Here is a 26,460-nt window from a genome sequence, read left to right as displayed (position 1 = left end):
TATACTCTCAAGCAGTGTCAGCAAGCTTCTACTTGGGCGGATAAGGATTATTACCATGAGAAAAGTCATGACTCTGGCTGCGTTGGCAGTCTTGGCTTGGGGGCAAGTCAGTGCAGTGCAGGCGATGGATCTAAGCGTGGCGGTCGGCCAAACGGGCGACTCGACCATGACCTACCGCCTGGGCACCCAGTTCGATTTCAACCAGAGCTGGTTTGTCAGTGATGTCGGTCGCTTGACTGGCTATTGGGATGCTGCTTACACCTACTGGGACGGTGACGAAACCTCTAGCAACCACAGCCTCTCGCTCAGCCCGGTGTTCGTCTACGAGTTTGCTGGCGAGCGCGTCAAACCCTATATCGAAGCCGGTATCGGCATTGCCGCTTTTAGCAGCACCGAGCTGGAAGACAACGACCTGGGCTCGTCTTTCCAGTTTGAAGACCGCATCGGTTTCGGCGTACGTTTCGCCGGGCAGGAAGTCGGCTTGCGCGCCCTGCATTACTCCAACGCCGGGCTTAAACAACCTAACGACGGCGTTGAGAGTTATAGCCTGCATTACCGCATGAGTTTCTAGCGGTTTGAGCTGTTAAAAAGCCGGATTGTTATCCGGCTTTTTTCTGGCCTGCCGTCCATGGCGGTCACCCCTACGGAGTCATCGCTGTGCGACGTTAAAAACGTTCCTGGCGATATTGTGTGCCTGCAGTAAACCGCGCACTCAGCGGTAGATGCTGCTCATGCCCTTGCGCTCGTCCAGGCATTCGGGGGAGGCGGTTTCGAATTCGCGGCAGATCAGTGGGCGCACTTCGTAAATGGTGCAACGCATGGTGTCGCGGTCCAGTGCGGCGCACCAGCCGTCGTCCAGGCGCAGCATGACTTCGCCGCCCCAATCATCGGTGTCGATATAGCGGGGCGGCACGCCAGTGTCGGTTATCAGCATGACTTCGAGCTGGCAGCAGCAGGCGGCGCAGTTGCTGCAGCTGACTGCGGGTTCGTCGGCGAGTTGGGTATGCGGGATGTGTTGACTCATGCCGCGCAGTGTACGCCATCAGCATTACGCCGGCGCTTAAGGCCGACGTAGGGCGTTGTCCATCGGCGTTGTGTGGCGCTTGCCGGCTACGCCGACTGGCGTGTGCGCAAGCGTTGCTCGTACTGGCTGCGATAAAGTTTGGCGAAGCCATGCAGCACGGGCATCACCACGGCCCAGATCGCGCCGATCAGCAGCAAGCTTTGCCAGGTGCCGTAGGGCAGGCTGACGCCTGCGATCTGCGCGCCGCCGTAATAGGACAGCGGTGCGCCAATCGCACCGAGCAGGCTGCCGCGCCACCAGGGTTGCGCGGTCCAGGCCAGGCAGTGGTTGAGCGTGGTGGCCATCAGCAGCCACAGGCTGGCCAGCCACAGCGGGATCAATGTGCGTGGCTCGCCGAAATCGAACACGCCGAGGTTGAGCAGGAAGCTGTCCAGCGCGCTGCCAGCGAGAAACACCGTGATCAGCAGCTTGCCTTCTGCCGCCCAGCTGCTGGTCCACAGCAGGTGCACCGCCAGCATCGCTGCCACACTCAGCAGCCATAGGCTGTCGCCGCCGAAGACGCAGGCAAACCAGCCAAGCTGAAATAGCAGGGTGTTGACGATCAATTTAGGCATTGAAGTTTCCCAGTAGCGGAGCTGGACGTGCCGCCGGCTTGGCCAGCAACAGCTGTGCGGTGCCGATGGTGCGCTCGATAAAGCCGCCCTCGCAGTAGCACAGGTAGAACTCCCAGAGGCGGAAGAAGTAGTCGTCATAACCCTGCTGCTCCAGCTTGTGCCGTGCCTGGCGCAGGTTGTCGTGCCAGATGCGCAGGGTGCGCGCATAGTGCAGGCCGAAATCTTCCATGTGGTGCAGGTTCATGTCGGTTTTGGCGCTGATGATTTCCAGCATTTTATTCACCGACGGCAAGGCACCACCGGGGAAGATGTAGCGTTGAATGAAGTCCACCGCGTTTTTCGCCTGCTCATAGCGCTGGTCACGGATGGTGATGGCCTGCAGCAGCATCAGGCCGTCGGGCTTGAGCAGGTTGGCGCATTGCTGGAAGTAGGTGGGCAGGAAACGATGGCCAACGGCCTCGATCATCTCGATCGACACCAGCTTATCGAACTGCCCGCTCAGGTCGCGGTAATCCTCTAGTAGCAGGGTGATCTGCCCTTGCAGGCCTTGCTCCTGAATGCGTCGTTCGGTGTAGGCGTACTGCTCACGCGATAAGGTGGTGGTGGTCACCTTGCAGCCGTAATGGGTCGCGGCGTAGATCGCCATGCTGCCCCAGCCCGTGCCGATTTCCAGCAGGTGGTCGCTGGGCTTGAGGGCAAGCTTCTGGCAGATACGCTCTAGCTTGTTCATTTGCGCCTGCTCAAGGCTGTCATCGGCGCTGCGAAACATGGCCGCCGAATACATCATGGTCGGGTCGAGGAACTGCTCGAACAGATCATTGCCGAGGTCGTAATGCGCCGAGATGTTCTTGCGCGAGCCCTTGCGGGTATTGCGGTTGAGCCAGTGCAGGCCCTGGATCAGCGGACGACCCAGCTGAGCCAGACCGCTTTCCATGGCGTCGAGCACGTCGAGGTTGCTGACGAATACGCGGATCACCGCGGTCAGGTCCGGAGTGGTCCAGTAACCGTGGATATAGGCTTCACCCGAGCCGATCGAGCCATTGCCGGCCACCAGCCCCCAGACCGCACCATCCTGCACCTGGATCTCGGCACTGAGGCTGGAATGGGCATCGCCGAACTCCATGCGTTCATCACCTTCAACGATCACCAGCTGGCCATGGCGCAGTTGTTTCAGCTGGCGCAGTACCGCACGGCGCAGCAGGCTGGCACCAATGCCGCTGCCGGCACGCACCACATGTTTGGCGGAGGTCAGGCTAGAGCTTTTCATGGAGGGCGTCCTTTGATGCGGGGCGGGCGACGCGGAAATCACCTTCAGCGGCCCGGTGGGTGAACAGGGGAATACGTTTGAGCAGCAGGCGCAGGGCTTGCCAGTAAATGGCGGCCACGGTCTTGCCAGTCATCCAGGGAAAGTGAAGCAAATAGCGGTGTAGGCTGGCGCGGTTGAGTTCAGTGCGTTGCAGGCTGAGGCTGGCGTCGAAGAGTTTTTCCTCGCCTTGCCAGTCGGCCATATGAATGCCCAGACGCTCACCGGCCGGGCTGAAACTCATGCGGTATTCCAGCTCGCGCGGCAGAAAGGGCGAGACGTGAAACGCCTTGGCCACAGCAACATGCAGGTGCCCCTCACCCTCGGCCGGCAGCACGTAGTGATAACGCTCACGGAAGGGCGTGTTGCTCACTTCGCAGAGAATCGCTGCCAGGCGGCCATCGGCTTCATGGCAGTAGAAAAAACTCGCCGGGTTGAAACTCAACCCCCAACTGCGCGGCTGGGTTAGCAGGCAAATGCGGCCCAGGGGCGTGCGGCCCAGCGCTTCAGTGACGCGTTGGCGCACGGCATCGATGAGGCGGATACCAGCACTGGTGAACTGCGGCAAGTAGTCGGTTTCGCGAAAGGCAAAGGGCGCAAAGCGGCCACGCCCGGCCAAGGGCGATAGCGCAAGCACGGCCTCCTGCTCACTCAGATCGAGGTAAAGCAGGCCCATGCGATAGCGAAAGTTATGCAGCCGCGGGGCAAAGCGCCGGTGCTGCACCCAGCCGCTGTACAGGGCGCTGTTCAGTGCCGTGGTGCTGTTCACTAGAGTGCTTCGCCGAATTCACGAGCCACGCGCAGCGCGCTGACCACGCCATCTTCGTGGAAACCATTGGCCCAGTAAGCACCACAAAAGTAGCTGTGGTTGGCACCGAGCAGCTCTTCCCAACGCGCCTGTGCGGCCATGCCGGCCAGGCTGTATTGCGGGTGGGCGTAGGTGTAGCGCGCCAGAATTTTGCTTGGGTCGATGGCGGCGGTCTGGTTCAGGCTGACGCAGAAGGTGGTGTCGCTCTGAATGCCTTGCAGGATGTTCATGTCGTAGGTGACGGCGGCGGGCTGATCCACTGGGCCGCCGAGGCGGTAGTTCCAGCTGGCCCAGGCCAGTGGCCGTTTCGGCAACAGGCGGGTGTCGGTGTGCAGCACCACGTCGTTATCGGCATAGGGCAGCGCACCGAGGATGGCCTGTTCGGTCGGTGTCGGTGCAGCCAGCAACGCCAGGGCCTGGTCGCTGTGGCAGGCAAACACCACTTTGTCGAAGCGCTCGCTGCCGGCAGCGCTGTGCACGGTCACACCATCGCCATCGCGTTCAACTCGGGTCACCGCGCAGTTCAGGCGGATGTGTTGCTTGAACGATTCGGTCAACGGCGCCACATAGCTGCTGGAGCCGCCTTCGATCACGCACCACTGCGGGCGGTCGCTGACCGACAACAGGCCATGGTTTTTGAAGAACCGCACAAAGAACTGCAGCGGGAAACCGAGCATGTCATTCAGCGACATTGACCAGATTGCTGCACCCATCGGCACGATGTAATGCTGGATAAAACGCTCGCTGTAGCCATTGGCCTTGAGGTAATCGCCCAGGGTCATGTCACTGGCGATGCGTTGCTGATTAAGGTCGTTCAGCGCCTCGCGGTTGAAGCGCAGGATGTCACGCACCATGCCCCAGAATTTCGGCGACAGCAGGTTACGACGCTGAGCGAACAGGCTGTTGAGGTTGTGGCCGTTGTATTCCACGCCGCTGATGGGGTCGCTGACCGAGAAGCTCATCTCGGTAGCCTTGAAGCCCACGCCGAGCTGACTCAGTAGGCGGATGAAGTTGGGGTAGGTCCAGTCGTTAAACACGATAAAACCAGTGTCCACGGCATAGCTCTGGCCATCGACTTGTACGTCCACGGTATGGGTGTGACCGCCAATCCAGTCACTGGCTTCAAACACCGTGATGGCGTGGTTACGGTTGAGCAGGTATGCGCTGGTCAAACCGGCGATACCGCTGCCGATAATGGCGATCTTCATTGGCTGTCCTTAGTCTTGGCTTCAGTGCGGGCCATGCGGGCGCCGATGGCCACCTGCAAACGCTTAGGCAAATGGCCCAGCAGTTTGAGCATGGCGATAAACGGGCCCGGGAAATTGATTTCAAACGGCTGCTGGTGCAGGCGCTCAGCGATATAGCGCGCGGCTTTTTCAACCGGCCAGCGCATCGGCATGGGGAAGTCGTTTTTCTGCGTCAGCGGGGTGTCGACAAACCCGGGGCTGACTAGGGTGACGGCTATGTGCTCGGCGTGCAGGTCGATGCGCAACGCTTCCATCAGGTAGCGCATGGCGGCCTTGGAGGCACCGTAGGCTTCTGCACGTGGCAGTGGCATGAACGTCACTGAGCTGCCCACCCCTACCAGCTGAGCGCGGTTCCCCAGGCGCAACAAGGGCAGGGCGGCTTCGATGCAGTAACTGGCCGAGAGCAGGTTGGCGCGCATCACGCGTTCGACCATCGCCGCCTCGAAGGCGCTGACCTCGACATATTCGCAGGTGCCGGCATTAAGGATGGCGCAGTCCAGCGCCCCCCAGACTTGGGCAATGTGCTCAGCGATGCTGCGTACTTGCGCGGCATCGCTGAGGTCGCCGGCCACCACCAGTACTTGCTGCGGATAGCGCTTGGCCAGTGCCTGCAAAGGCTCAAGGCTGCGCGCACTGAGGGCCAGGCGGTGGCCTTGTTCGAGCAGTTGTTCTGCCAGTGCGGCGCCGATGCCACTGCTGGCGCCGGTGAGCCAGATGCGCCGTGCGTTCGCGTTCATGCCAACCTCCGTTTCAGCCAGCGAATTGCCGAGCCGAGTAAGGGCAGATGCTCGTAGAGCAGGCTGCCGGCGTCGAAATAGTCACGGTGACGATAGACCTTGTCCTGCCACAGCAGGTGCGAGCAGCCTTCCACGCGGATCAGTTGACCGCCAGCGAGGCGTGGGTGGCGGTAACTCATGGTCCAGCGCAGGTAGCCTTCACCGTCGCGCACCTGGTCAAAACCGTAGAAGTCAAAGCGCAGTTCGCTGACGTTAGCGTACATGTCGCCGAAGTAACGCTGCATATTGGCCAGTCCGCGCACTTCATGCAGCGGGTCGCAGAACAGCGCGTCGTCGCTGTACAGCTGGCCGAGGCGATCGAGATTGTCTTTGTTCAGCCCGGCAAAGTCTTGGGCGAACTGACGCAGAAAGTCGCTCACAGGGCCTCCTCGCCGGCAAAGTGCGGCAGGCTTTTGAATGCGGCCAGCGCGCGCGCGCGGCTCTTGCTCAGGTCGACAATTGGCGTCGAATAGTCGGCGATACCAAACAAACCACCCATCCCAGCAGGGTTGTGGATATTGGTTTTGTTCAGTCCCACCAGTTCAGGCAGCCATTGGCGGATAAAGCGGCCATCTGGGTCGAATTTCTGTGACTGGCTCAGCGGGTTGAAGATGCGGAAATACGGCGCCGAATCGGTGCCGGTGGAGGAACTCCATTGCCAGCCGCCGTTATTGGCCGCCAGGTCGCCGTCAATCAGGTGGCGCATAAAGAATCGCTCGCCCTCGCGCCAGTCGATCAGCAGGTTTTTGGTGAGAAACATGGCCACGATCATACGCAGGCGGTTGTGCATCCAGCCAGTAGCCAATAGTTGGCGCATGGCTGCATCAATGATCGGAAAGCCGGTACGCCCTTCCTGCCAGGCTTTCAGCTCCAGCGGAGCATCACGCCAGGCTACGGCCTCGGTTTCCGGGCGGAAGGCTCGGTGCATGGACACGCGCGGGTAGCCCACCAGGATGTGCTTGTAGAACTCGCGCCAGAGCAGTTCGTTGATCCAGGTAATCACCCCCACGTTGCCGCTGTCGAACTCGCCCTGATTAACCTGCAAGGCTGCATGCAGGCATTGGCGTGGCGAGATTACGCCAGCAGCCAGGTAGGCGGACAGCTGGCTGGTGCCGGGCTGTGCGGGGAAGTCGCGGGCGCTTTGGTAGAAGTCGATCTGCTGCGCGGCAAACGCATCCAGACGCCGCGCGGCCTCGGTTTCTCCGGCGGGCCACAGTTCACGCAAGTCCTTCGGGGGCAGGGCGAAGCCGGTAACGTGCTCAGGGATCGCATCCTGTTGGATCGCCAGCGGCGCCTGCGCCTTGGGCGTGGCGACCAGTGCCGGCAGGGCCGTGTGCAGGCGTTGATAGCAGACCTTGCGGAACTGGCTATACACCTGGAAGTAGCCGCCGGATTTGGTCAGTACACTGCCGGGCTTAAAGAACAGTTGATCCAGGTGGCTGCGGAAATTTATCCCCAAGCCATCAAGCGTCTTCGCTACGGCCTGATCGCGGCGGCTTTCATGCACGCCGTACTCTTCATTGACCTGCACGCTGCCAATTTGCAGCTGTTGGCACAATTCGCCAATCACCTGCGGCGCGGCACTCCAGTCGTCAGCCTCACGCACCAGCAATGGCACGTTGAGTTTGCTCAGCTCGGTGGCCAGTTCGTTTAGGTTGCGCAGCCAGAAGTCGACTTTGCTCGGCGCGTCATCGTGCGCCAGCCATTGGCTAGGGCTGATCAGGAACAGCGCCACGGTTGGCCCACTGCTCATGGCGGCGGCCAGGGCGCTGTTGTCCTGCACGCGCAGGTCGGTACGAAACCACATCAGTTGCAGCATGGTATTTCCCATCAGCTGTGCAGCAGGTTGAGATCGGTAAGGCTGTGCAGTGCAGCCAGAGGGTCTGCTGCCAGGCTCAGCTCAGCATTCTGCGCGGTGATCGCCACCAGTTCCTCGGCGTGAATCTGTACCACCTGGCCGACCAGCAGGCAGGGGCAGTCGTAACCGCCGAGCAGGCGTTGCAGGTGGGTGCTGTTCAGCGCCTGACTGGAATACAGCAACACCGCACGCGGTTGAATGTGCTCAACCGCCAGGGCGAGTTCGGTGGGTGGCAGTGGCCAGTCAAAGACCTCCACTGGGCAGCCGGCGCTGCTTGCCAGCCAGGCGGTCAGCCACAGGCCAGGGGCCATCGGCAGGTCGGAGACGTTGATCAGCAACAGCGACGCGCCGTTGTACTGGCGGTTGTTGTGGTACAGGCGCGCGCCAAGTTTGCTGCGCAGCCAGGAATAGAAAAACACGCGCTCGGCCTGTGCGCCGAACTGGTTGCGCCAGCGCAGTTCCAGTTCCTCAAACAACGGCAGAAGCAGCTGTTGGCATAGGGTATGGGGCGGATACAGCGCCAACTCGCTGTTGAAACAGTCGTCCAGGCGGCGCTCGTTGAGGTTGCAGATCGCTTCCTGCAGCTGCTGGCGCCGCGCGTCCCATTGCGAGCTGGCCTCGGCAAACGCCGGTTGGCCAGCGCGTATCAAGCCTTTGACTTGGCTGACCGACACGCCACGATTCAACCAGGTCAGAATCGCCTGGATGCGTGTGACGTGCTCATCGGCATACAGGCGATGCCCTTTGGGGGTGCGGTGCGGCACGATCAGGCCATAGCGCCGCTCCCAGGCACGTAAGGTAACGGCGTTAACGCCGGTAATACGCGCCACATCGCGGATCGGCATAAAGCCTTGGGCAATGGCCGCCTGGTAGTCGTCGGCGGCTGCGCCGTCATTCATGGGTTCAAGGCTCATAGCGCGTTACGCAGGCTGAGGTTTTCCGGGTGAGGCTGCAGGTACACCTGCTGCGCAATATAGGTATCAGGATGGCGACGGAAGTGGTGCTTAAGCAGGGTCATGGGCACCACCAGCGGCACGACGCCATGACGGTATTGACCGATCAGCTGCTGCATTTCCTGCTTTTCGTCGCTGCTCAGTGATTGCTTGAGGTAGCCACTGAGGTGCTGCAGCACGTTGCTGTGGGTGCGGCGGGTGGCGCAGCTTTTCAGGGCGCTCATCAACTCGCTGAAGTAGCGCGGTGCCAGTTCGTTGAGGTCTTGCTGGCCAAGGTTGCCGAGCATGCGACCCAAGTGTTTGTACTGCACCGGATTGGTGGCCATAAGCAGGTATTTGTAGCGCGAGTGGAAGTCGATCAGGCTTTTGCGCGTTAGTCCATCGCGTAACAGCTGTTGCCATTCGGAGTAAGCAAACACGCGTGTGATGAAGTTCTCGCGCAGGATTGGATCATTCAGGCGACCGTCTTCTTCCACCGGCAGGTTTGGGTGCCGCGCACAAAATGCCTGGGCAAAGATGCCGCGCCCGGGTTCGCTGGGGCGACCGTTTTCCTGGTAAACCTTGACCCGGTGCAAGCCGCAAGACGGCGACTGCTGCATAAAGATGTAGCCGCAGATATCGGTCAACTCACCGGCCATGCGTTCACCGTAGGCGGCCAGCGGTGCGGTGACATCCACCTCACGGCTGACCGTGCCCACTGCGCGTGGCGCCTGAGGATCACCGACCAGGCGGATGGGCTCGCGGGGTACGCCCATGCCGATCGCCACTTCTGGGCAGAGCGGGGCAAAGTCGAAGTACTCACTGAGCGTGCGGCTGCACAGGCGTGATTCCTTGTGGCCGCCGTTATAGCGTACCTCGGTGCCGAGCAGGCAAGCGCTAATGCCCAGTTTGGGTTTGCCAGTGGCGTGTGGTGATGGGCTCATGGGCAACCTCTGATGTGCGACTTGTACAGATCCTGTTGGATGTACAACTTGTCTTCATCATAGGTTTGTAATTGTACAAGTCAATATCTTTGTACAACTACTGTAGGGTTTTGTGTGTAAGGCTGTTACGTCCAGCCCATGCGCCAGTGTTCGGGGTTTTCCAACACGCGCCAGTCCAGCCGTTGACAGCGTTGATTGAGCACCGCTTGCAGTTCTATCTGCAGCACCGTGCCCTCCTCGTCGCAGAAAAGCTCGGTGACAAGAAAGTGCTTCTCACGGTTCTGCGGCAGCACCGCTGTCCATTTCGACAACAGCAGCTTGCGCGGATTGAGCCGGTGCTTCGCCGGTGCATTGTGCGCGTGAGGGGTCATTGCAGGTGCTCAAGCAGGCGGCGGGCAGCTTCCTGGCCGCTGAGCCAGGCGCCTTCAACCCGGCCGGACAGGCACCAGTCGCCGCACGCATAAATGCCCAGGTCAGCATCGGCCAGTACGCCCCACTGGTGCGCGCTGGCTGGGCGCGCATAAAGCCAGCGGTGCGCCAGGCTAAAGGCGGGGGCTGGTACGGCGCAGCCGATCAATTCGGCGAATGCGCCTAGCAAGTGTTCGGTGACGGCTTCCTTGGGCAGATCCAGGTGCTGTTTGGTCCACTGACTGGTGGCGTGCAGCACCCAGGTGTCAAGGTGGGTGTCGCGGCTTGGTTTGCTGCGGTTACGTGCCAACCAGTCGAGCGGGCTGTCTTGCACGAAGCAACCTTCGACGCGGGTTTCCAGCGGGATGTCGAAGGCCAGGGCCACTGCCCAGGTTGGGTCCATGGCCACGCTGGCCGCCGCGCCAGCCAATTTCGGCGCGCTCGACAGCAGCGCTGTGGCCTGAGGCGCGGGGGTGGCAACGATCACATGGCTGAACGGCCCATGGCTGTTGCCTTCGGCGTCCTGCAGATGCCAATGCTGTTCGCCGCGGAATACTTCGGTAATGCGGCAGGAGAAGGCTACGGGTAGTGCGCCAAGCATCGCGCGAGTAATTGCACTCATGCGCGGGCTGCCGACCCAGCGCACTTGTTCATCCGGCGAGGCGCTGAGCTGGCCGTTGTTGAAGTTGTAGAGACTGGGGGTCCACTCGGCGACCCAGCCACGCGCTTGCCACTGCTGCACCACCTCGACAAACCGGCGGTCGCGGGCGGTGAAGTACTGCGCGCCCAAATCCAACGCGCCGGCATCGCTACGCTTACTTGCCATACGGCCACCGCTGCCGCGGCTCTTGTCGAACAGTTGTACGGGGTGCCCGGCGGCATGCAGCGCCTGCGCGGCAGACAGCCCGGCGATGCCGGTGCCGATGATGGCGATGGGGTGAAGAGCGGTCATGGTCTACCTCGTGTTTTCAAGCGTTAGGCTACGCTTTAGACAAAAGCTATACAATATCGTTTTTGTGTATAAGCTATGCCGGAGTCGATCCTGCCTTTCTATAGTTAAGACAACCTGCAGCCGGATTGAAGCCACAAACGCGATTAATCCGTCGGTGGTCACCTATTAAGCACGGTCATACGAGGGCATTTCTATGCACATTCTTCTGACGGGCGGAACCGGTTTGATCGGGCAGGCGCTTTGCCGACACTGGTTGCAACAAGGCCACCAACTGACGGTGTGGAGCCGAAGGCCCGAGCAGGTCGCGGCGCTCTGCGGGAACGCGGTGCGCGGTATTGGTCGGCTCGAAGAGCTGGGTGAAGAACCGCTGGATGCTGTGATCAACCTGGCCGGCGCACCGATTGCCGACCGGCCTTGGACGCGTAAACGCAAGGCACTGCTATGGGCCAGCCGGATTGGCCTGACCGAACAATTGCTGGCCTGGCTGGAAAGCCGCGCGCACAAACCGCAGGTGTTGTTGTCCGGTTCGGCAGTTGGCTGGTATGGCGACGGTGGCGAGCGTGAATTGCATGAAGATTCGCCGCCCGTCAGCAAGGATTTCGCCGCCCAACTGTGCGGTGCCTGGGAAGAAACCGCCCTGCGTGCTGAGGACTTAGGCATCCGTGTGGTGTTGCTGCGCACGGGGCTGGTGCTGGCTGCTGACGGCGGGCTGCTCAAGCGCCTGCTGTTGCCGTTCAAGCTTGGCTTGGGTGGCCCGCTCGGCAATGGCCGGCAGTGGATGCCGTGGATTCATCTCAGCGACCAAATCGCCCTGATTGATTTTCTCCTGCAGCAGGACTCTGCGCGCGGTCCTTATAATGCCTGCGCGCCGACGCCGGAGCGTAACCGCGCCTTCAGCCAGGCCCTGGGCCGCGAGCTGCATCGCCCGGCCTTTATGCCGGCCCCTGCATTTGCCCTGCGCATGCTGCTGGGTGAGCTGTCAGTGCTGCTGCTCGGTGGCCAGCGCGCGATGCCGACGCGCTTGCAGGAGGCTGGCTTCAGTTTTCGTTTTACTCATTTGGATGTGGCCCTGGCAGATTTGCTCGGCCACCACTGATTAGGACTTTGCATGACCGATCACGCCTTGCTGTTGGTAAACCTGGGCTCGCCGGCCTCCACTGATGTGGCCGACGTGCGTCGTTACCTCAACCAGTTTCTGATGGACCCCTATGTCATTGACCTGCCTTGGCCGCTGCGGCGTTTGCTGGTTTCGCTGATTCTGATCAAGCGTCCGGCAGCCTCTGCACATGCCTATGCCTCGATCTGGTGGGAAGACGGCTCGCCGTTAGTGGTGCTGAGCAAGCGCCTGCATCAGGCGATGAAGGCGTCCTGGCCCCACGGTCCGGTGGAGCTGGCCATGCGTTATGGCGAGCCGTCGCTGCAAACCGTGCTGACTCGCCTGGCTGCTCAGGGCATCAAGCAGGTCACGTTGGCGCCGCTGTACCCGCAGTTTGCTGACAGCACCACCACCACGGTGATCGAAGAAGCCAAGCGCGTGGTGCGTGAGCAGCAGCTGCCGATTCGCTTTTCCATCCTGCCGCCGTTCTACGATCAGCCGGAATACCTGGATGCCTTGGTGGATAGCGCCAAGCCTTATCTGGAGCAGGATTTCGACCATTTGCTCCTAAGCTTTCACGGCCTGCCGGAGCGACACTTGCACAAGCTGGACGCCACTGGCCATTGTCTGAAGGGCGACGACTGCTGCCGTACGGCCTCACCTGAGGTGTTGGCCAACTGTTACCGCGCTCAGTGCTTGCGCAGCGCCGAGCTATTTGCCCAGCGCATGGGGCTTAAACCCGAACAGTGGTCGGTGTCGTTCCAGTCGCGGTTGGGTCGCGCCAAATGGATCGAACCCTACACTGAGGCACGTCTCGATGAGTTGGCCAAGCAGGGCGTGAAGAAGTTGCTGGTGATGTGCCCGGCCTTTGTCGCCGACTGCATCGAAACCCTGGAGGAGATCGGCGATCGTGGTCGCGAGCAGTTTGTTGAGGCTGGCGGTGAAAGCCTGCAGCTGGTGCCGTGTCTGAATGATCATCCCAGCTGGGTCACTGCCCTGAAAACCCTCAGCGAGCGTGCACCGCTACAGCTCTAGAGAAATATGCTGTGACGGTTATTCGCCCGAAAGGATGCCGCGCATTCGCCTGGCTAATAACACCTACGAGCGATACTCAGCGCCCTGCAACTCAGCCTAAGCTGGCAGTTCTTTCAACCGTCGTGCACCGCACCAACGGTGCCGAGGAGACTGCCAGTGCTCAACAACAATAACGGCTATCCCTCTTCCACCCGTGCCTGGGTGACTGTCGCCATCCTGATGGTGGCGTACGTGCTGTCGTTTATCGACCGGCAGATTCTCAATCTGCTGGTCGGCCCGATCCGCCGTGACCTGATGATCAGCGACACGCAGATGAGCCTGTTGATGGGCCTGTCCTTTGCGTTGTTCTACACCGTTTGCGGGATTCCCCTGGGCCGTCTGGCCGATACCAAGAGCCGTCGTGGCTTGATTGCTTTTGGCGTGCTGTTCTGGAGTGCCGCCACCGCCGCCTGCGGCATGGCCAAGCTGTACTGGCAATTTCTGCTCTGCCGCATTGGCGTGGGCGTTGGCGAGGCGGCGTTGTCGCCAGCGGCCTACTCGCTGATTGCCGACAGTTTTCCGGCTGAACGCCGCGCTACCGCCATCAGCGTTTATTCCATGGGGGTTTACCTCGGTTCCGGGCTGGCCTTTCTGCTCGGTGGTCTGGTGATTCAGTTCGCCTCGGCTCAAGGCGATGTGGTGCTGCCGGTATTGGGTGAAGTACGGCCTTGGCAATTGATCTTTCTGATTCTTGGCGGCGCGGGGATTCTTTTCACCCTGCTCCTGCTGGCGGTCAAGGAGCCTGCACGTCGGGGCGTCGGGGCTGGTGTCGCGGTACCGCTGGCGGATGTTGGCCGGTATATCCGCGCCAACCGGCGTACCGTGCTCTGCCACAACTTCGGCTTTGCCGGCCTGGCGTTTGCCGGTTATGGCAGCGCCGCCTGGATTCCGACTTTCTTTATTCGTACGTACGGTTGGGATGCCGGCCAGGTCGGTATTGTTTACGGCAGCATCGTGGCGGTGTTCGGTTGTTTGGGCATTGTCTTCGGTGGTCGTCTGGCGGACTGGATGGCCAAGCGCGGCAGCAGCGACGCCAATATGCGCGTCGGCCTGTATGCGGCCGTTGGCGCGGTGCCTTTTGTGCTGGCCTTCCCGCTGATGGAAACGGCGCTATGGGCGGCGATTCTGACTGCGCCGACGGTGTTCTTCCTGAGCATGCCATTTGGCGTCGCACCAGCGGCGATTCAGGAAATCATGCCCAACTCGATGCGCGGCCAAGCCTCGGCAATCTACCTGTTTGTCATCACCCTGATCGGCTTGGGCATCGGCCCGACGGCGGTGGCGCTGGTGACCGACTATGTGTTTGCCGATGACATGGCGCTGCGTTACTCGCTGCTGATCGTCACCAGCATCGCCGTATTCAGTTCGATTGTGCTGCTGAGCATGAGCCTCAAGCCTTACCGAGAGAGCGTGGTGCGGTTGCAGCAGTGGTCAGCTCAGTCCGCCTGACGTACTCCAAAAATAAAAAAGCCCCGCATTTGCGGGGCTTTTTAGTGGGTGCGAGTTACAGGTCTGGCTCTTCCAGCACGGTCTTGCTGCGCCAGCCTTGGCCGCCTGGCAGTACCAGGTTAAGCGCCAGGGCGCAGATGGCGCACAGCGAGATGCCGGAGAGGGCGAAGTCGCTGTTGCCGATCACCATGCCGCCGATGCCGAACACCAGAGTTACCGAGACGATGATCAGGTTGCGCGCCTCCGACAGGTCGACCTGATGGCGGATCAGGGTATTCAGGCCCACCACTGCGATGGAGCCGAACAGCAGGCAGAGTATGCCGCCCATCACCGGTACCGGAATGCTCTGCAGCGCGGTGCCGAACTTGCCTACGAAGGCCAGGCCGATGGCGAAGCAGGCCGCCCAGGTCATGATCTTCGGGTTGTAGTTCTTGGTCAGCATTACCGCGCCAGTAACTTCTGCATAGGTGGTGTTCGGTGGGCCGCCGAACAGACCGGCCGCCGAAGTGGCCAGGCCGTCGCCGAGCAGGGTGCGGTGCAGGCCGGGTTTCTTGATAAAGTTCTTGCCGGTCACGCTGCCGATCGCCACTACCCCGCCGATGTGCTCGATGGCCGGCGCCAAAGCGACCGGAACGATGTAGAGGATCGCGCCCCAGTGCAGCTCAGGCGTCACGAACGCCGGAATCGCCAGCCAGGGTGCGGCCGCGATATTGCTGGTGTCGATCACCCCGCAGAACGCCGCGACGATGCAGCCGACGATGATCCCCGCGAGGATCGGCACCAGACGCAGCAAGCCGCGCCCCATGGCCGCGACCAGCACGGTGGTGATGAGCGCCGACATGGAAATCAGCATGGCGGTTTCATACGGCACCAACTGCGCGCTGCCGTCTCCAGCTTTGCCCATGGCCATGTTCACCGCCACCGGCGACAACGCCAGGCCGATAGAAATGATCACCGGCGCGATGACTACCGGCGGCAACAGGCGGTCGATAAAGCCCGCGCCTTTAACCCGTACCACGGCGCTGAGCAGGATATACACCAGGCCCGATGCGACGATGCCGCCCAGCACGGCCGGCAAGCCAAACTCACCCTTGGCGGCGAGAATTGGTGCGATAAAAGCAAAGCTGGAGGCCAGGAATACCGGCACCTGGCGACCGGTTACCAGTTGGAACAGCAGGGTGCCGATACCCGCGGTGAACAGCGCCACGTTAGGGTCCATGCCGGTGATCAGCGGCATCAGCACCAGGGCGCCAAAGGCCACAAACAGCATCTGCGCGCCGGAAATACCCTGACGCCAGAGTGGATCGTTGTACTCATCCTGCATGCTTACGCATCCTTCTGTTTGGTGCCGAAGATCTTGTCGCCGGCATCACCGAGGCCGGGAATGATGTAGCCGTGTTCGTTCAGGCGCTGGTCGATGGATGCGGTGTAGATCGTCACATCCGGGTGCGCGTCGTTGACTACTTTGATGCCTTCTGGCGCCGCGACCAGGACCATGGCGCGGATTTCCTTGCAGCCGGCTTTTTTCAGCAGGTCGATGGTGGCGACCATCGAGCCGCCGGTGGCCAGCATGGGATCGATGATCATCGCCAGGCGCTCGTCAATTTCCGGTACCAGTTTTTCCAGGTAGGTGTGCGCCTGCAGCGTCTCCTCGTTGCGTGCTACGCCGACGGCGCTGACCTTGGCCCCTGGAATCAGACTGAGCACACCTTCGAGCATGCCGATGCCAGCGCGCAGGATCGGCACCACAGTGATTTTTTTGCCAGAGATTTTTTCAACCTGCACGGTGCCGCACCACCCCTCGATCTCGTAGTTTTCCAGGGGCAGATCCTTGGTCGCTTCATAAGTCAGCAGTGCACCGACTTCCTGAGCCAGCTCCCGAAAGTTCTTCGTGCTGATATCGGCGCGGCGCATCAGGCCGAGTTTGTGACGGATCAGCGGATGGCGGATCTCGAGGATGGGCATGGCGGGGGTCTCCGGCAGGACGGGTAAAAAACTGGCCTAGATTAAAGCATTGGCTATGCCAAGTGCTGGGCCAAGATGGCCTAATATCGCTAAATAGCGCCTAACGTGTCGTGGCTTGCGGGTAATTGCCGCAGTTGGTCTGCTGGGGCTTGCTCTGCATGACGCAGATGCGTACCTTTGCCGGCTTTTATTTTGACGCATCGATCAGCTTTCTGATCTGTCCGTCCCGCTCCCAAGAGGAAACAGCATGTCCGTCGATCTCGCGCATATCCGCCAAGTTATGGCCGAAGCCGATTGCCTGCACAGCAATGCCGAGGTTGAGCTGGCCATCGACAGCATGGCGGCCGCCATCAACAGCGAGATGGCCGACAGCAACCCTGTGGTGTTCTGCGTGATGAACGGTGGGCTGATCTTCTCCGGCAAGCTGCTGCCAAAGCTCAACTTCCCGCTGGAACTGTCCTACCTGCACGCCACCCGCTACCGCAATGAAACCAGCGGCGGTGAGCTTTTCTGGAAGGCCAAGCCGGAAATCTCCTTTATTGACCGTGACGTGCTGATCATCGACGACATCCTCGATGAAGGGCACACCCTCGGTGCAATCATCGATTTTTGCCGTCACGCCGGCGCCAAGAACGTGCGCATCGCCGTGCTGGTAGATAAAACCCACGACCGTAAAGCACGTCCGGACCTCAAAGCCGATTACGTCGGTATGTCCTGCGTTGATCGATATGTGTTTGGCTACGGCATGGACTACAAGGGCTACTGGCGTAATGCGCCGGGTATCTACGCAGTTAAAGGTCTTTAAGAACCTATTCATGATCTGCTGCGCGTCGGCCATCCAGCGTTAAAAATAGCCTCGGAATGCTCATTTACAACACGTAAACTCCGCTTCCTCGACTGTTTTTGCCTTGTCTGGCTCTAGCTCGCGAGATACTAAAAAGGTTCTGGGAAATAATGAAAAGTCCACGCTTTCTCGATCAGGCCCTGTTTGGCGCGCTGGCCGAGCAAGCGGCGGCCAGCCCACGGCAACGCCAGCACCATAACTTCCATCAGATGGACGAGTCTTGCCATCGCATGGCGGTCGGGCTGCAGCCGAATACCTATATCCCGCCGCACCGTCATCTTTCTGCGGACAAGGCCGAAGCGCTACTGGTGCTGAAAGGTCGGCTTGGCTTGCTGATTTTCAATGACAGCGGTGACGTGCTGGATAAGCGCGTGCTGGAAGCTGGTGGTGACTGTGTTGGCGTCGACCTGTCGCCTGGGGTGTTTCACGCCCTGGTGGTGTTGGAAGCCGACAGCATTCTATTCGAGTGCAAAACCGGGCCCTACAAGCCAGTAGGTGATGGCGAGCAGGCCAGCTGGGCGCCGCGTGAAGGTGAGCCGGGCGTTGCCGAGTACCAGGCCTGGATGCGCGCGCAATTTATCTAGCCCGGATTGCCTTCGGCTACACGGCCGTTTCCCCATCTGCCTTCGGTAGGAGCCAACGCAGCGCCTTTTCCCTCGCCTGGACCAGGTCGCGCACATAGGCCAACTGCCCTTCAACGCGCACTATTCCCGCGCGGCGTAATTGCAGGCGCACCTGTGGCGTTAGTCCGCTCAGCACCAGACCTACATGTTGCTCGCGGTAGTCGCGCAGCACATTGTCCAGGGCGGCGATGGCGGTCATGTCCAGCAGCGGCACGGCGCTGATATCGACGATTACCACCTTCACTCCAGGGGTAAAGCGTCTGAGCACGCTCAGGGCTTTTTCTGCTGCGCCGAAGAACAGCGGGCCGCGAATGGCGTAGGCCAGCACGTGTTCGGGCAGGTCATTAAGCGCCTGGTGAAAATGCTTGGGCAGCGCTTCGGTATCTGTCAGATCGCTCATGCGTTTGATAAACAGCCCGGCGGCCAGCAGCAGGCCGACGCCCACGGCCAGCACCATATCGAAGAGCACGGTGAGAATCAGGCAGGTCAGCAGCACCAGTACATCACTGCGTGGGGCGATGCGCAGGGTATGCCGCACATGCCGCGGCTCGCTCATGTTCCACGCCACCACCAGCAGCAAGGCCGCCAGCGCCGCCATCGGCAGGTAGCTGAACAGGGGCGCGAGAAACAGGATGGCAATCAGCACCACGCCGGCATGGGTAATCGCCGCCAGTGGTGAGTAAGCGCCCGCGCGCACGTTGGCGGCGCTGCGGGCAATCGCGGCGGTGGCGGTGATACCACCGAAGAACGGCGCAACCAGATTACCGATGCCCTGGCCGATCAACTCGCCATTGGGGTCGTGCTTGCTGCCGGTCATGCCATCGGCGACCACCGCGCACAGCAGCGACTCAATCGCCCCGAGCATGGCGATGGCAAAGGCCGGGGCGAGCAGTTGGCGAAACAGCTCAAAGCTCACCGCCAATGGTTGGCCATCGGCCCCCGGTAAGTGCCAGGGCCAGATAAAGCTCGGCAGAAACGGTGGAATACCCGGATGCTCAACGCCATCCAGGCTGTGGCTGAAGCGCTCGCCAATTGTTGCCACGGGAATTTGTAGGCTTTCCAGCAGCAGGCCAAGCAGTGCGCCAATTGTTAGGGCCACCAGATGCCCGGGTATTTTTGGCACCCAGCGCGGCCAGATCAGCAGCGTCGCCAGGCATACCAGCGCCACCAGGCTGTCGCCCAGTTGCAGGCTGGGCAGGGCGTGTAGCAGGCCATTGAGTTGTTCGATGTAGTTGTTCGGCTGGCTGCTGAGTTGCAGGCCAAACAGATCCTTGATCTGCAAGGTGGCGATGACGATGCCGATACCGGCGGTAAAGCCCAGCGTGACCGGGTAGGGGATAAATTCGATCAGCCGCCCGGCGCGCATCAGCCCGAGGGCAATCAGGATCAGTCCGGCCATCAGGGTGCACAGCAGCAAACCGCCGAGGCCGAATTGCTGGGTGACCGGCAGCAGAATCACTACGAAGGCGGCGGTCGGCCCGGAGACGTTAAAGCGCGAACCACCAAACAGAGCGATCAGCGTGCCAGCCACCAGCACCGTATACAGGCCGTGTTGCGGCGCAACGCCGACGGCAATCGCCAGGGCCATGGCCAGTGGAATGGCGATGATGCCCACCGTAACGCCAGCGCCCAGGTCGCTGCGCAGGTTTTTCCAGCCATAGCCGGCGCGTAGGGTCTGGCGCCAGGCGGAGAACAGCGGCGGTAAGGGCAGCGACATAATGACTCCCAACTCGATAGGTGCAGTATAGGGTTTGAGTACGGTGGGCTGTGTTGACCTAAGTCGGCTGTGCGCCAGCCTCAACGCGTGTTAAACCCTGTGGTTGCCCGGCATCCGTTGAGCCCTTGCCCGCCCCGGAGGTACACTGCCGCCCCCGTGTGGCCTGGTTAGCTGGAGTGAGTGATGCGTAAAGACAAGAAACAGGTGATTGGCGAAGAGATTGGTGACGAGCCGATCAAGCTGTTCCTCAGCGTAGAACCGGCCGATGCCACGCCGCCGTCGCTGCACAAGCTGGTCAAGGCCTACCGCGGCCTGCGTATCGATGACTTCGAGCGCTTTGTCGGCTTCTTCGTTGCTGCCGGCTACGACCTGAATGCCAAGGATGCCCAGGGCAATGACTTTATCGCGCTGATCCAGGATCAACGCTTTGCCGAACCCTACATCGACGTGATCAACGCCGCGCGCAGCTGACATCGAGTCAGCGCCTACTGCGCTGATTAAGGCTTACGCCTGCCCACAAAGCCGCGACCTGTTCGCGGCTTTGTCGTTTCTAAAGCCCACTGTGCTTCTTGCTAATAATCACGCAAATCAATAGTGCTGGGCGAGGCGAGACGACCGGTCATATTCTTACTGGCATGAACTCCAGTATCCGACTCGACAAGCGTGACCTGATCCTCGCCAAAGGCGCCGAGGTGATGACCCGTCGCGGTTATCACGGCGCCGGCGTGCAGGAAATCGTCCAGGCGGCGGGGGTGCCGAAAGGCTCCTTCTATCACTATTTCGCCAGCAAGGAAGACTTCGCCCTGCAGGCCTTGCAGCAGGTCTATCAGCCGCGCTTGGCGCGTTATGCCGAAGCTTTAGCCAATCCTGCATTGAGTCCGCGTGAACGCATCCTCGGTTATTACGCCGAACTGGTGGAGCACTTCGCTCGCCAGGAACGCCTGGAATACCACTGCTTTATTGGCAGCCTGAGTTTCGAGATGGCCGAGTTGTCGCCGACGTTGGGCGCGCAGGTTGATGCGATTTTGCAAGCCTCGGCGGACACCCTGCAGGCCTGCCTGGAACAGGCGCAGGCGGCGGGAGAGCTGCCGGCCGATGAAGATTGTCGCAACCTGGCGAGCTTTATCGCCAATGCCTGGCAAGGCGCGCTGACCCGGCTCAAGGTGGCGAACAACACTCGCGCTCTGACTGACTTTATCCAACGCCTGCAGCTGCTGTTGCAGGCCTGATCCCAAGCTCCCTTTAACCAGTTGCGGCGCTCTGGCCGCCCCGAGGAATGATGATGACCGATCCCGTTAAAGCGCTGTTCCAACCCTTTACCCTAGGCAACCTGGAGCTGCCGACCCGTGTGGTCATGGCGCCGATGACCCGTTCCTTTTCCCCAGGTGGCGTACCGAACAGCAAGGTTATCGAGTATTACCGCCGCCGTGCGGCTGCCGGTGTTGGCTTGATCGTTACTGAAGGCACCACCGTCGGTCACAAGGCTGCCAACGGTTACCCGAACGTGCCGCGTTTTTATGGTGAAGACGCCCTGGCCGGCTGGAAGAAAGTAGTCGAGGCCGTACACGCCGAAGGCGGCAAGATCGTTCCGCAACTGTGGCACGTGGGCAATGTGCGCAAGCTGGGCACCGAACCGGACGCCAGCGTCCCAGGCTACGGCCCGAGCGAGAAGATTAAAGAAGGCAACGTGGTTGTGCACGGCATGACTCAGGACGACATCAAGGAAGTGATCGCCGCCTTCGCCCAAGCCGCCAAGGATGCCAAAGCCATTGGTATGGACGGCGTGGAGATCCACGGTGCCCACGGCTATCTGGTTGATCAGTTCTTCTGGTCCGGCAGCAACCAGCGTACTGATGAATACGGCGGTGACCTGGCGCAGCGCTCGCGCTTTGCCATCGAACTGATCCAGGCTGTACGCGCCGCAGTGGGCCCGGAATTCCCGATCATCTTCCGCTTCTCGCAGTGGAAGCAGCAGGACTACACCGCACGCCTGGTGCAAACCCCGGAAGAGCTGGGGGCGTTCCTCAAGCCGCTGAGCGATGCTGGCGTGGACATCTTCCACTGCTCGACTCGCCGCTTCTGGGAGCCAGAGTTCGACGGTTCTGAGCTGAACCTGGCGGGCTGGACGCGCAAGCTCACCGGCAAACCAACCATCACCGTTGGCAGCGTCGGCCTGGATGGCGAGTTCCTGCAGTTTATGGTCAACACCGACAAAGTGGCCCAGCCGGCTAGTCTGGAAAACCTGCTGGAGCGTCTGAACAAGCAGGAGTTCGACCTGGTGGCTGTAGGCCGCGCACTGCTGGTCGACCCGGATTGGGCGGTAAAAGTACGCGATGGCCGCGAACAGGACATTCTGCCGTTTAGTCGTGATGCGCTGACCAGCCTGGTCTAATACCCCGTTTTATCGTGTGCGCCGCAAAACGGCGCAACACTCCTCAAGCCCCGGCACATCGGGGCTTTTTTTCGTCTGCGCTTTGGCTTGTACGCGGGCACCACGCATTGATGCAGAGCACTCAGCAGGCAAGCGCCGCGTCGTTGGCTAGTATTGCCAGTGCCCCGCCATCAGGTACCGACTATGAAACGTGTTGTGCAGATATCCGTATCCCTTGCTCTGCTGTTGCTGATAAGCCTGGTCGCTGCAGTGGCCTGGAACTGGGCGCCGGATCGCTCCCTGGCGGATCTCAAACCTCGCTGGGCCTTGCCACCATCTTCATTTCTGGCCATCGACGGCATGCTGGTGCACCTGCGTGACCAGGGGCCGCGGGATGATCCTGCGCCGATTGTGCTGCTGCACGGCACCTCGGCCAGCTTGCACACCTGGGAAGGCTGGGTAGCAGCGCTGCAGACTAAGCGTCGGGTGATCAGTCTCGATTTACCGGGTTTTGGCCTGACCGGACCGTTCCCCGATGGCGATTACCGTATGTCTCACTACAGCGCCTTCCTTGCTCATGTGCTGGACCAGTTGCAGGTGCCGCGAGCGGTGGTGGCGGGCAACAGTTTTGGCGGGCAACTGGCCTGGCAGTTTGCCCTGGACCATCCGCAGCGGGTCGAACGGTTGGTATTGGTGGACTCCGCCGGTTACCCGCGCAACGCCACCTCCATTCCCATCGGTTTTCGCCTGGCGCAGATCCCCGCGCTGGCGCCGCTAATGGCCAACCTGCTGCCCCGGCAGATGATCGAGGCGAGCATTCGCAACGTCTATGGCGACCCGAGCAAGGTCAGCGATGAACTGATCGACCGCTACTACGAACTGACCTTGCGTGCCGGAAACCGTGAAGCCTTGCGTCAGCGTTTTATCCAGGCCGAAGCCGGGCAGGGCTTCACGCGTATCGCTGAGCTCAAGGTGCCGACCTTGATTATCTGGGGCGGGCGCGATGAATTGATTCCGCCGGACAACGCCGAGCGCTTCAAGCGCGATATCCAGGGCAGCCGCCTGGTGCTGTTCGACGACCTAGGACATGTGCCCCAAGAAGAGGACCCCGCGCGCACCGTCGCGGTGCTGATGGGCTTTCTAGAGGGCTAGCCGGGGTTTTCCGCAGTTTTTGACTGCACACTAAGCTGCTGATATTTCGAGAGAGATTGCCTGCATAAAAGAGCTGGCGTGCTTTGTGCTAACGCTGTCGGTGCCAGTTGGCTTTACGCTATCTTGGTCTAGGCTCTCGGAATAACAATTATTCGGCAGGTGCGGTATGCCCAAGGCCATCAGGCTGTTTGTGCACGCAGTGGAGGCGCTCAACCGCGTTGTCGGGCGCTTCGCCATGTACCTGATCTTCGCCATTCTCGGCGTGCTGCTGTACTCCTCCATCAGCAAGACCTTCTTTGTGCCGGCCGCCTGGACGCTGGAGTCGGCGCAGTTTCTGATGGTCGCCTACTTCCTGCTTGGCGGCGCCTATTCGATGCAGCTCGATGCCCATGTGCGCATGGACCTGTTCTATTGCAACTGGTCGCCACGTACTCGTGCTGTCGTCGATGTGATCACCATAGGCTTTCTGATTTTCTACCTGGCGTTCCTGCTCTATGGCGGTATTTCTTCAACTCAGTACGCCCTTGAGTACAACGAAACCAGCTACTCGTCGTGGTCGCCACCCATGGCGCCGATCAAGATTCTGATGTGCATCGGTATCGCCCTGATGCTGCTACAGGCCATCGCTACCTTGTTCAAGGACATCGCCGCCGCGCGGGGGGAAACGCTGTAATGGATTACGAGCTGATCGCCCTGCTGATGTTCTCCTCGATGATGTTGCTGCTGCTTACCGGCAAGCGTGTATTCGGTGCCATTGGTTTTGTTGCCGTGGCCGCCGCCCTGTTGTTGTGGGGCGATGGCGGTTCGGAAATGGCCTTCAGTGCGGCCATGAAACTGATGAAGTGGTACCCGCTGCTGACTCTGCCGTTGTTCGTGTTTATGGGCTATATGCTCTCCGAATCGGGGCTGGCCGAAGACCTCTACAAGATGTTCCATGTCTGGATGGGCCCGCTCAATGGCGGCCTGGCCATCGGTACCATCGGCCTGATGGTGGCGATCTCGGCGATGAATGGCCTGAGCGTGGCGGGTATGGCCATCGGCGCCAGTATCGCGCTGCCGGAGCTGCTGCGCCGGGGCTACGACAAGATTATGGTCACCGGGGTGATTCAGGCCGGCAGCTCCCTGGGTATTCTGATTCCGCCCAGTGTGGTGCTGGTGCTGTACGGCATGATCGCTCGCCAGCCGGTTGGCCAGTTGTGGCTGGCTGGGGTGTTTCCCGGCTTGCTGATGGCCGGGCTGTTTATCCTCTATATCGCCATCCGTTGCCGCTTGCAGCCCGAGCTGGGGCCGGCTTTATCCGAAGAGGAACGTGGGCAGATCAGCCGGCGCGAGAAGCTGCTGCTGCTCAGGGCCGGCATTGCGCCGTTATTTATCTTCTTCTGTATGACCGGGCTGTTCCTCATTGGCATCACCAGCCTGGTGGAAAGCTCGGCGGTGGGCGCAGCGGCGGCCACCTTGATGGCATTGGTCAAGGGGCGTTTGACCCGCAGCGTGATGGAAGAAACCCTGCGTAAAACCCTCGGCATCAGCTGCATGTTTATGTGGATCATCCTCGCCGCCCTGTGCTTCGGCGCAGTTTTCGACGGCCTCGGTGCGGTCAAAGCGATTGAAGCGCTGTTTCTCGAAGACCTCGGCCTGGGGCCTTGGGAAGTGCTGATCCTGATGCAGGTGTCGTTCATCCTGATGGGCATGTTCCTTGATGACACCGCCATGCTGGTAATCGTCGCTCCCTTGTATATCCCGCTGGTCGGCGCACTGGGCTTTGATCTGGTCTGGTATGGCGTGCTCTACACCATCACCTGCCAGATTGCCTATATGACTCCGCCCTTCGGCTACAACCTGTTCCTGATGCGCGCCATGGCTCCGCCGGAAGTCTCGCTGCGCGACATCTACGTTTCGGTGACTCCATTCGTGCTGATCATGATCCTGGCCTTGGTGCTGGTCATGGTCTTTCCGCAGATCGCCCTGTGGTTGCCGCAGTGGCATTACGGCGGATAAGCACATGAATTTCAGCTGTAGGCCAGCGCAGTCGTACCGACAAAGCCAGTGAGGATTGCTACGGCGCCGTTCCGCTGATGCCGTGCGCAATCCTCAAGGGCTTTTGAGCAATCAGGTGCAGGTTGCCCCTCTGAAAACCCTGCCAGTGCCCCGTGGGCCAGGCAGTGCGGTTGTATGCCATCTGAATCGACAAGCCTGGAGATAACAGCATGAGTACGAGACGCAGTTTTCTGAAAACCGCCGCGGTGGCCACCGGGGCAGCAGGGGCAACGGCATTGGGTTCGGCGCATATCTACGCCGCCGAGCCGAAGAAAATCGTTTGGCGCCTGCAGACCTATGCCGGCGCCGCCTTGGGCGAGCATGTGATCAAACCGTCCATCGATGCCTTCAACAAGGCTGCCAATGGCGAGATGGAAATCCAGCTGTATTACGCCGACCAACTGGTGCCCACCGGCGAGCTGTTCCGCGCCATGCAGAAGGGCACCATTGATGCGGTGCAGAGCGATGACGACTCCATCGCCGCGCCCGTAGATATTTCTGTATTCGGCGGCTATTTCCCGTTTGCCACCCGTTACAGCCTGGATATTCCGGTGCTGTTCAACCAGTACGGGCTCAATGAAATCTGGGCCGAGGCCTATGGCGAAGTCAAAGGCGTAACCTGGCTCGGCGCCGGCGCCTGGGACCCATGCCACTTCGCCACGGTCGAGCCGATCACCAAGCTTGAGCACCTCAAGGGCAAGCGCATTTTCACCTTTCCCACTGCCGGTAAATTCCTCACCCGCTTTGGCGTGATCCCGGTGACCCTGCCTTGGGAAGATGTTGAGGTGGCGATTCAGACCGGCGAGCTGGATGGCATTGCCTGGTCCGGCATCACCGAGGACTACACCGTCGGTTGGGCCAACGTGACCAAGTACTTCCTTACCAACAACATCTCCGGCGCTTGGTGCGGCTCCTACTTCGCCAACTCGGACAAATGGGCCGAGGTGCCCGAGCACCTGAAAACCCTGTTCAAACTGTGCATGGACAGCTCCAACTACTATCGCCAGCACTGGTACTGGGGTGGTGAAGCGCAACTGCGGGTCGAGGGCGGCAAATTGCAGCTGACTTCAATCCCGGCCGAGGAGTGGGCCACCGTTGAGGCCGAAGCCCAGGTGTTCTGGGATGAAATCGCCAAGACGAGCCCACGCTGCGCCCGTGTGGTGGAAATCTTCAAGAAGTACAACGCACTCATGGCCAAGGCCGGCGCGCCCTATCGCGGCTAGTGCTGTGTTGCTTGCAACCTATGCCCGCAGCGCAAGATGCGGG

Annotated in this window: 28 protein-coding genes; 13 read left to right on the top strand and 15 right to left on the bottom strand. The window is 60.6% G+C overall.

The annotated features are described in order from the left end of the window. The first annotated feature begins 55 nt into the window (after positions 1-55). The gene (locus HBN63_RS02165; RefSeq protein ID WP_170048203.1) at positions 56-571 is read left to right on the top strand and encodes an acyloxyacyl hydrolase; all 516 of its coding nucleotides are present in this window, start codon (positions 56-58) and stop codon (positions 569-571) included. Positions 572-712: 141 nt separating this feature from the next. On the opposite strand, the gene HBN63_RS02160 is transcribed toward HBN63_RS02165, so the two are convergent. The 12 genes from HBN63_RS02160 to HBN63_RS02105 all read right to left on the bottom strand — a co-directional run bounded on the left by HBN63_RS02160 (position 713) and on the right by HBN63_RS02105 (position 10,866). Next, on the bottom strand, positions 713-1,024 hold the full coding sequence (locus HBN63_RS02160; protein WP_090251460.1) for a YkgJ family cysteine cluster protein: 312 nt from the start codon (positions 1,022-1,024) through the stop codon (positions 713-715). An 86-nt stretch (positions 1,025-1,110) separates the two neighbouring features. Beyond that, positions 1,111-1,638 (bottom strand): DUF2878 domain-containing protein, encoded by a 528-nt coding sequence (locus HBN63_RS02155; protein ID WP_170048202.1) that lies wholly within the window; start codon positions 1,636-1,638, stop codon positions 1,111-1,113. Then, complete coding sequence (locus HBN63_RS02150) at positions 1,631-2,905, bottom strand: cyclopropane-fatty-acyl-phospholipid synthase family protein (protein WP_170048201.1); 1,275 nt, start codon at positions 2,903-2,905, stop codon at positions 1,631-1,633. Before HBN63_RS02150 ends, HBN63_RS02155 begins: the two co-directional genes overlap by 8 nt. Then, positions 2,892-3,692: a DUF1365 domain-containing protein gene (locus HBN63_RS02145; protein WP_170048255.1), complete on the bottom strand. Its 801-nt coding sequence runs from the start codon at positions 3,690-3,692 to the stop codon at positions 2,892-2,894. Before HBN63_RS02145 ends, HBN63_RS02150 begins: the two co-directional genes overlap by 14 nt. Positions 3,693-3,709: 17 nt before the next feature. After that, positions 3,710-4,957, bottom strand: coding sequence for an FAD-dependent oxidoreductase (locus HBN63_RS02140; RefSeq protein WP_170048200.1), 1,248 nt, complete (start codon positions 4,955-4,957; stop codon positions 3,710-3,712). Next, the gene (locus tag HBN63_RS02135; protein ID WP_170048199.1) at positions 4,954-5,733 is read right to left on the bottom strand and encodes an SDR family NAD(P)-dependent oxidoreductase; all 780 of its coding nucleotides are present in this window, start codon (positions 5,731-5,733) and stop codon (positions 4,954-4,956) included. The genes HBN63_RS02140 and HBN63_RS02135 overlap by 4 nt, the downstream gene beginning before the upstream one ends. After that, positions 5,730-6,152, bottom strand: coding sequence for a nuclear transport factor 2 family protein (locus HBN63_RS02130; RefSeq protein WP_090251474.1), 423 nt, complete (start codon positions 6,150-6,152; stop codon positions 5,730-5,732). The genes HBN63_RS02135 and HBN63_RS02130 overlap by 4 nt, the downstream gene beginning before the upstream one ends. Beyond that, positions 6,149-7,588 carry a deoxyribodipyrimidine photo-lyase gene (gene phrB / locus HBN63_RS02125; RefSeq protein WP_170048254.1) on the bottom strand — a complete coding sequence of 480 codons (1,440 nt, stop codon included), beginning with the start codon at positions 7,586-7,588 and terminating at the stop codon, positions 6,149-6,151. The genes HBN63_RS02130 and phrB overlap by 4 nt, the downstream gene beginning before the upstream one ends. 14 nt (positions 7,589-7,602) lie before the next feature. Beyond that, positions 7,603-8,529 (bottom strand): MerR family transcriptional regulator, encoded by a 927-nt coding sequence (locus HBN63_RS02120; protein WP_170048253.1) that lies wholly within the window; start codon positions 8,527-8,529, stop codon positions 7,603-7,605. Positions 8,530-8,540: 11 nt separating this feature from the next. Further along, on the bottom strand, positions 8,541-9,506 hold the full coding sequence (locus HBN63_RS02115) for a 2-thiouracil desulfurase family protein (RefSeq protein WP_170048198.1): 966 nt from the start codon (positions 9,504-9,506) through the stop codon (positions 8,541-8,543). A gap of 125 nt (positions 9,507-9,631) precedes the next feature. Next, entirely contained in the window at positions 9,632-9,877 is a 246-nt protein-coding gene (locus HBN63_RS02110; protein WP_167145654.1) for a TIGR02450 family Trp-rich protein, read from the bottom strand. Continuing rightward, the gene (locus HBN63_RS02105) at positions 9,874-10,866 is read right to left on the bottom strand and encodes an NAD(P)/FAD-dependent oxidoreductase (protein ID WP_170048197.1); all 993 of its coding nucleotides are present in this window, start codon (positions 10,864-10,866) and stop codon (positions 9,874-9,876) included. Before HBN63_RS02105 ends, HBN63_RS02110 begins: the two co-directional genes overlap by 4 nt. Positions 10,867-11,059: 193 nt before the next feature. Between HBN63_RS02105 and HBN63_RS02100 the strand changes: the two genes are divergently transcribed. The 3 genes from HBN63_RS02100 (at position 11,060) to HBN63_RS02090 (ending at position 14,485) form a co-directional block, all read left to right on the top strand. Beyond that, positions 11,060-11,962 (top strand): TIGR01777 family oxidoreductase, encoded by a 903-nt coding sequence (locus tag HBN63_RS02100; RefSeq protein WP_170048196.1) that lies wholly within the window; start codon positions 11,060-11,062, stop codon positions 11,960-11,962. 12 nt (positions 11,963-11,974) lie between these two features. Further along, on the top strand, positions 11,975-12,997 hold the full coding sequence (gene hemH, locus HBN63_RS02095) for a ferrochelatase (RefSeq protein ID WP_170048195.1): 1,023 nt from the start codon (positions 11,975-11,977) through the stop codon (positions 12,995-12,997). 156 nt (positions 12,998-13,153) lie between these two features. Further along, the gene (locus HBN63_RS02090; protein ID WP_170048194.1) at positions 13,154-14,485 is read left to right on the top strand and encodes an MFS transporter; all 1,332 of its coding nucleotides are present in this window, start codon (positions 13,154-13,156) and stop codon (positions 14,483-14,485) included. A 55-nt stretch (positions 14,486-14,540) separates the two neighbouring features. Here HBN63_RS02090 and HBN63_RS02085 read toward each other — a convergent pair whose 3' ends face one another. Both HBN63_RS02085 and upp read right to left on the bottom strand, forming a co-directional pair. Continuing rightward, complete coding sequence (locus HBN63_RS02085; RefSeq protein ID WP_170048193.1) at positions 14,541-15,809, bottom strand: uracil-xanthine permease family protein; 1,269 nt, start codon at positions 15,807-15,809, stop codon at positions 14,541-14,543. A gap of 2 nt (positions 15,810-15,811) precedes the next feature. Then, positions 15,812-16,450: a uracil phosphoribosyltransferase gene (gene upp / locus HBN63_RS02080; RefSeq protein WP_108487097.1), complete on the bottom strand. Its 639-nt coding sequence runs from the start codon at positions 16,448-16,450 to the stop codon at positions 15,812-15,814. Between the two features lie 247 nt (positions 16,451-16,697). Here upp and HBN63_RS02075 point away from each other — a divergent pair, with 247 nt between their 5' ends. Together HBN63_RS02075 and HBN63_RS02070 are read left to right on the top strand one after the other, a co-directional pair. Beyond that, positions 16,698-17,255, top strand: a complete 558-nt coding sequence (locus tag HBN63_RS02075) for a hypoxanthine-guanine phosphoribosyltransferase (protein ID WP_170048192.1) — start codon at positions 16,698-16,700, stop codon at positions 17,253-17,255. Positions 17,256-17,404: 149 nt separating this feature from the next. Continuing rightward, positions 17,405-17,878, top strand: coding sequence for a WbuC family cupin fold metalloprotein (locus tag HBN63_RS02070; protein WP_170048191.1), 474 nt, complete (start codon positions 17,405-17,407; stop codon positions 17,876-17,878). A gap of 16 nt (positions 17,879-17,894) precedes the next feature. Here the strand turns inward: HBN63_RS02070 and dauA are convergent, their stop codons facing one another. Next, the gene (gene dauA / locus HBN63_RS02065; protein ID WP_170048190.1) at positions 17,895-19,634 is read right to left on the bottom strand and encodes a C4-dicarboxylic acid transporter DauA; all 1,740 of its coding nucleotides are present in this window, start codon (positions 19,632-19,634) and stop codon (positions 17,895-17,897) included. A gap of 183 nt (positions 19,635-19,817) precedes the next feature. On the opposite strand from dauA, the gene HBN63_RS02060 reads away from it, so the two are divergent. The 7 genes from HBN63_RS02060 (at position 19,818) to HBN63_RS02030 (ending at position 26,417) form a co-directional block, all read left to right on the top strand. Next, positions 19,818-20,105, top strand: coding sequence for a PA4642 family protein (locus HBN63_RS02060; RefSeq protein ID WP_170048189.1), 288 nt, complete (start codon positions 19,818-19,820; stop codon positions 20,103-20,105). Positions 20,106-20,269: 164 nt separating this feature from the next. Then, the gene (locus HBN63_RS02055) at positions 20,270-20,863 is read left to right on the top strand and encodes a TetR/AcrR family transcriptional regulator (RefSeq protein WP_167145643.1); all 594 of its coding nucleotides are present in this window, start codon (positions 20,270-20,272) and stop codon (positions 20,861-20,863) included. A gap of 53 nt (positions 20,864-20,916) precedes the next feature. Next, a complete protein-coding gene (locus tag HBN63_RS02050; RefSeq protein ID WP_170048188.1) occupies positions 20,917-22,026 on the top strand; it encodes an NADH:flavin oxidoreductase in 1,110 nt (369 codons plus the stop codon). A gap of 183 nt (positions 22,027-22,209) precedes the next feature. Further along, positions 22,210-23,157 carry an alpha/beta hydrolase gene (locus tag HBN63_RS02045; RefSeq protein ID WP_170048187.1) on the top strand — a complete coding sequence of 316 codons (948 nt, stop codon included), beginning with the start codon at positions 22,210-22,212 and terminating at the stop codon, positions 23,155-23,157. A 166-nt stretch (positions 23,158-23,323) separates the two neighbouring features. Beyond that, positions 23,324-23,830: a TRAP transporter small permease subunit gene (locus tag HBN63_RS02040; protein WP_170048186.1), complete on the top strand. Its 507-nt coding sequence runs from the start codon at positions 23,324-23,326 to the stop codon at positions 23,828-23,830. Further along, on the top strand, positions 23,830-25,155 hold the full coding sequence (locus tag HBN63_RS02035; RefSeq protein WP_170048185.1) for a TRAP transporter large permease subunit: 1,326 nt from the start codon (positions 23,830-23,832) through the stop codon (positions 25,153-25,155). The genes HBN63_RS02040 and HBN63_RS02035 overlap by 1 nt, the downstream gene beginning before the upstream one ends. Before the next feature lie 209 nt (positions 25,156-25,364). Then, entirely contained in the window at positions 25,365-26,417 is a 1,053-nt protein-coding gene (locus tag HBN63_RS02030; protein WP_160088285.1) for a TRAP transporter substrate-binding protein, read from the top strand. Positions 26,418-26,460: the final 43 nt, after the last annotated feature.

Source organism: Pseudomonas sp. WS 5011 (assembly GCF_012985775.1).
GTDB classification, from domain to species: Bacteria; Pseudomonadota; Gammaproteobacteria; order Pseudomonadales; family Pseudomonadaceae; genus Aquipseudomonas; species Aquipseudomonas peli.
This window is presented reverse-complemented; position numbering and strand designations above follow the sequence as displayed.

Excerpts from the sequence above, each read along its gene's own strand:
- HBN63_RS02030 (WP_160088285.1), top strand. The coding sequence starts at position 25,365 with ATGAGTACGAGACGCAGTTTTCTGAAAACCGCCGCGGTGGCCACCGGG.
- upp (WP_108487097.1), bottom strand. The coding sequence starts at position 16,450 with ATGCCCATCCTCGAGATCCGCCATCCGCTGATCCGTCACAAACTCGGC.
- HBN63_RS02120 (WP_170048253.1), bottom strand. The coding sequence starts at position 8,529 with ATGAATGACGGCGCAGCCGCCGACGACTACCAGGCGGCCATTGCCCAA.
- HBN63_RS02085 (WP_170048193.1), bottom strand. The coding sequence starts at position 15,809 with ATGCAGGATGAGTACAACGATCCACTCTGGCGTCAGGGTATTTCCGGC.
- HBN63_RS02040 (WP_170048186.1), top strand. The coding sequence starts at position 23,324 with ATGCCCAAGGCCATCAGGCTGTTTGTGCACGCAGTGGAGGCGCTCAAC.
- HBN63_RS02075 (WP_170048192.1), top strand. The coding sequence starts at position 16,698 with ATGTCCGTCGATCTCGCGCATATCCGCCAAGTTATGGCCGAAGCCGAT.
- HBN63_RS02055 (WP_167145643.1), top strand. The coding sequence starts at position 20,270 with ATGAACTCCAGTATCCGACTCGACAAGCGTGACCTGATCCTCGCCAAA.
- HBN63_RS02155 (WP_170048202.1), bottom strand. The coding sequence starts at position 1,638 with ATGCCTAAATTGATCGTCAACACCCTGCTATTTCAGCTTGGCTGGTTT.
- HBN63_RS02160 (WP_090251460.1), bottom strand. The coding sequence starts at position 1,024 with ATGAGTCAACACATCCCGCATACCCAACTCGCCGACGAACCCGCAGTC.
- hemH (WP_170048195.1), top strand. The coding sequence starts at position 11,975 with ATGACCGATCACGCCTTGCTGTTGGTAAACCTGGGCTCGCCGGCCTCC.
- HBN63_RS02045 (WP_170048187.1), top strand. The coding sequence starts at position 22,210 with ATGAAACGTGTTGTGCAGATATCCGTATCCCTTGCTCTGCTGTTGCTG.
- HBN63_RS02150 (WP_170048201.1), bottom strand. The coding sequence starts at position 2,905 with ATGAAAAGCTCTAGCCTGACCTCCGCCAAACATGTGGTGCGTGCCGGC.
- HBN63_RS02165 (WP_170048203.1), top strand. The coding sequence starts at position 56 with ATGAGAAAAGTCATGACTCTGGCTGCGTTGGCAGTCTTGGCTTGGGGG.
- HBN63_RS02070 (WP_170048191.1), top strand. The coding sequence starts at position 17,405 with ATGAAAAGTCCACGCTTTCTCGATCAGGCCCTGTTTGGCGCGCTGGCC.
- HBN63_RS02035 (WP_170048185.1), top strand. The coding sequence starts at position 23,830 with ATGGATTACGAGCTGATCGCCCTGCTGATGTTCTCCTCGATGATGTTG.
- HBN63_RS02050 (WP_170048188.1), top strand. The coding sequence starts at position 20,917 with ATGACCGATCCCGTTAAAGCGCTGTTCCAACCCTTTACCCTAGGCAAC.
- HBN63_RS02135 (WP_170048199.1), bottom strand. The coding sequence starts at position 5,733 with ATGAACGCGAACGCACGGCGCATCTGGCTCACCGGCGCCAGCAGTGGC.
- HBN63_RS02100 (WP_170048196.1), top strand. The coding sequence starts at position 11,060 with ATGCACATTCTTCTGACGGGCGGAACCGGTTTGATCGGGCAGGCGCTT.
- HBN63_RS02140 (WP_170048200.1), bottom strand. The coding sequence starts at position 4,957 with ATGAAGATCGCCATTATCGGCAGCGGTATCGCCGGTTTGACCAGCGCA.
- HBN63_RS02110 (WP_167145654.1), bottom strand. The coding sequence starts at position 9,877 with ATGACCCCTCACGCGCACAATGCACCGGCGAAGCACCGGCTCAATCCG.
- HBN63_RS02115 (WP_170048198.1), bottom strand. The coding sequence starts at position 9,506 with ATGAGCCCATCACCACACGCCACTGGCAAACCCAAACTGGGCATTAGC.
- HBN63_RS02060 (WP_170048189.1), top strand. The coding sequence starts at position 19,818 with ATGCGTAAAGACAAGAAACAGGTGATTGGCGAAGAGATTGGTGACGAG.
- dauA (WP_170048190.1), bottom strand. The coding sequence starts at position 19,634 with ATGTCGCTGCCCTTACCGCCGCTGTTCTCCGCCTGGCGCCAGACCCTA.
- HBN63_RS02105 (WP_170048197.1), bottom strand. The coding sequence starts at position 10,866 with ATGACCGCTCTTCACCCCATCGCCATCATCGGCACCGGCATCGCCGGG.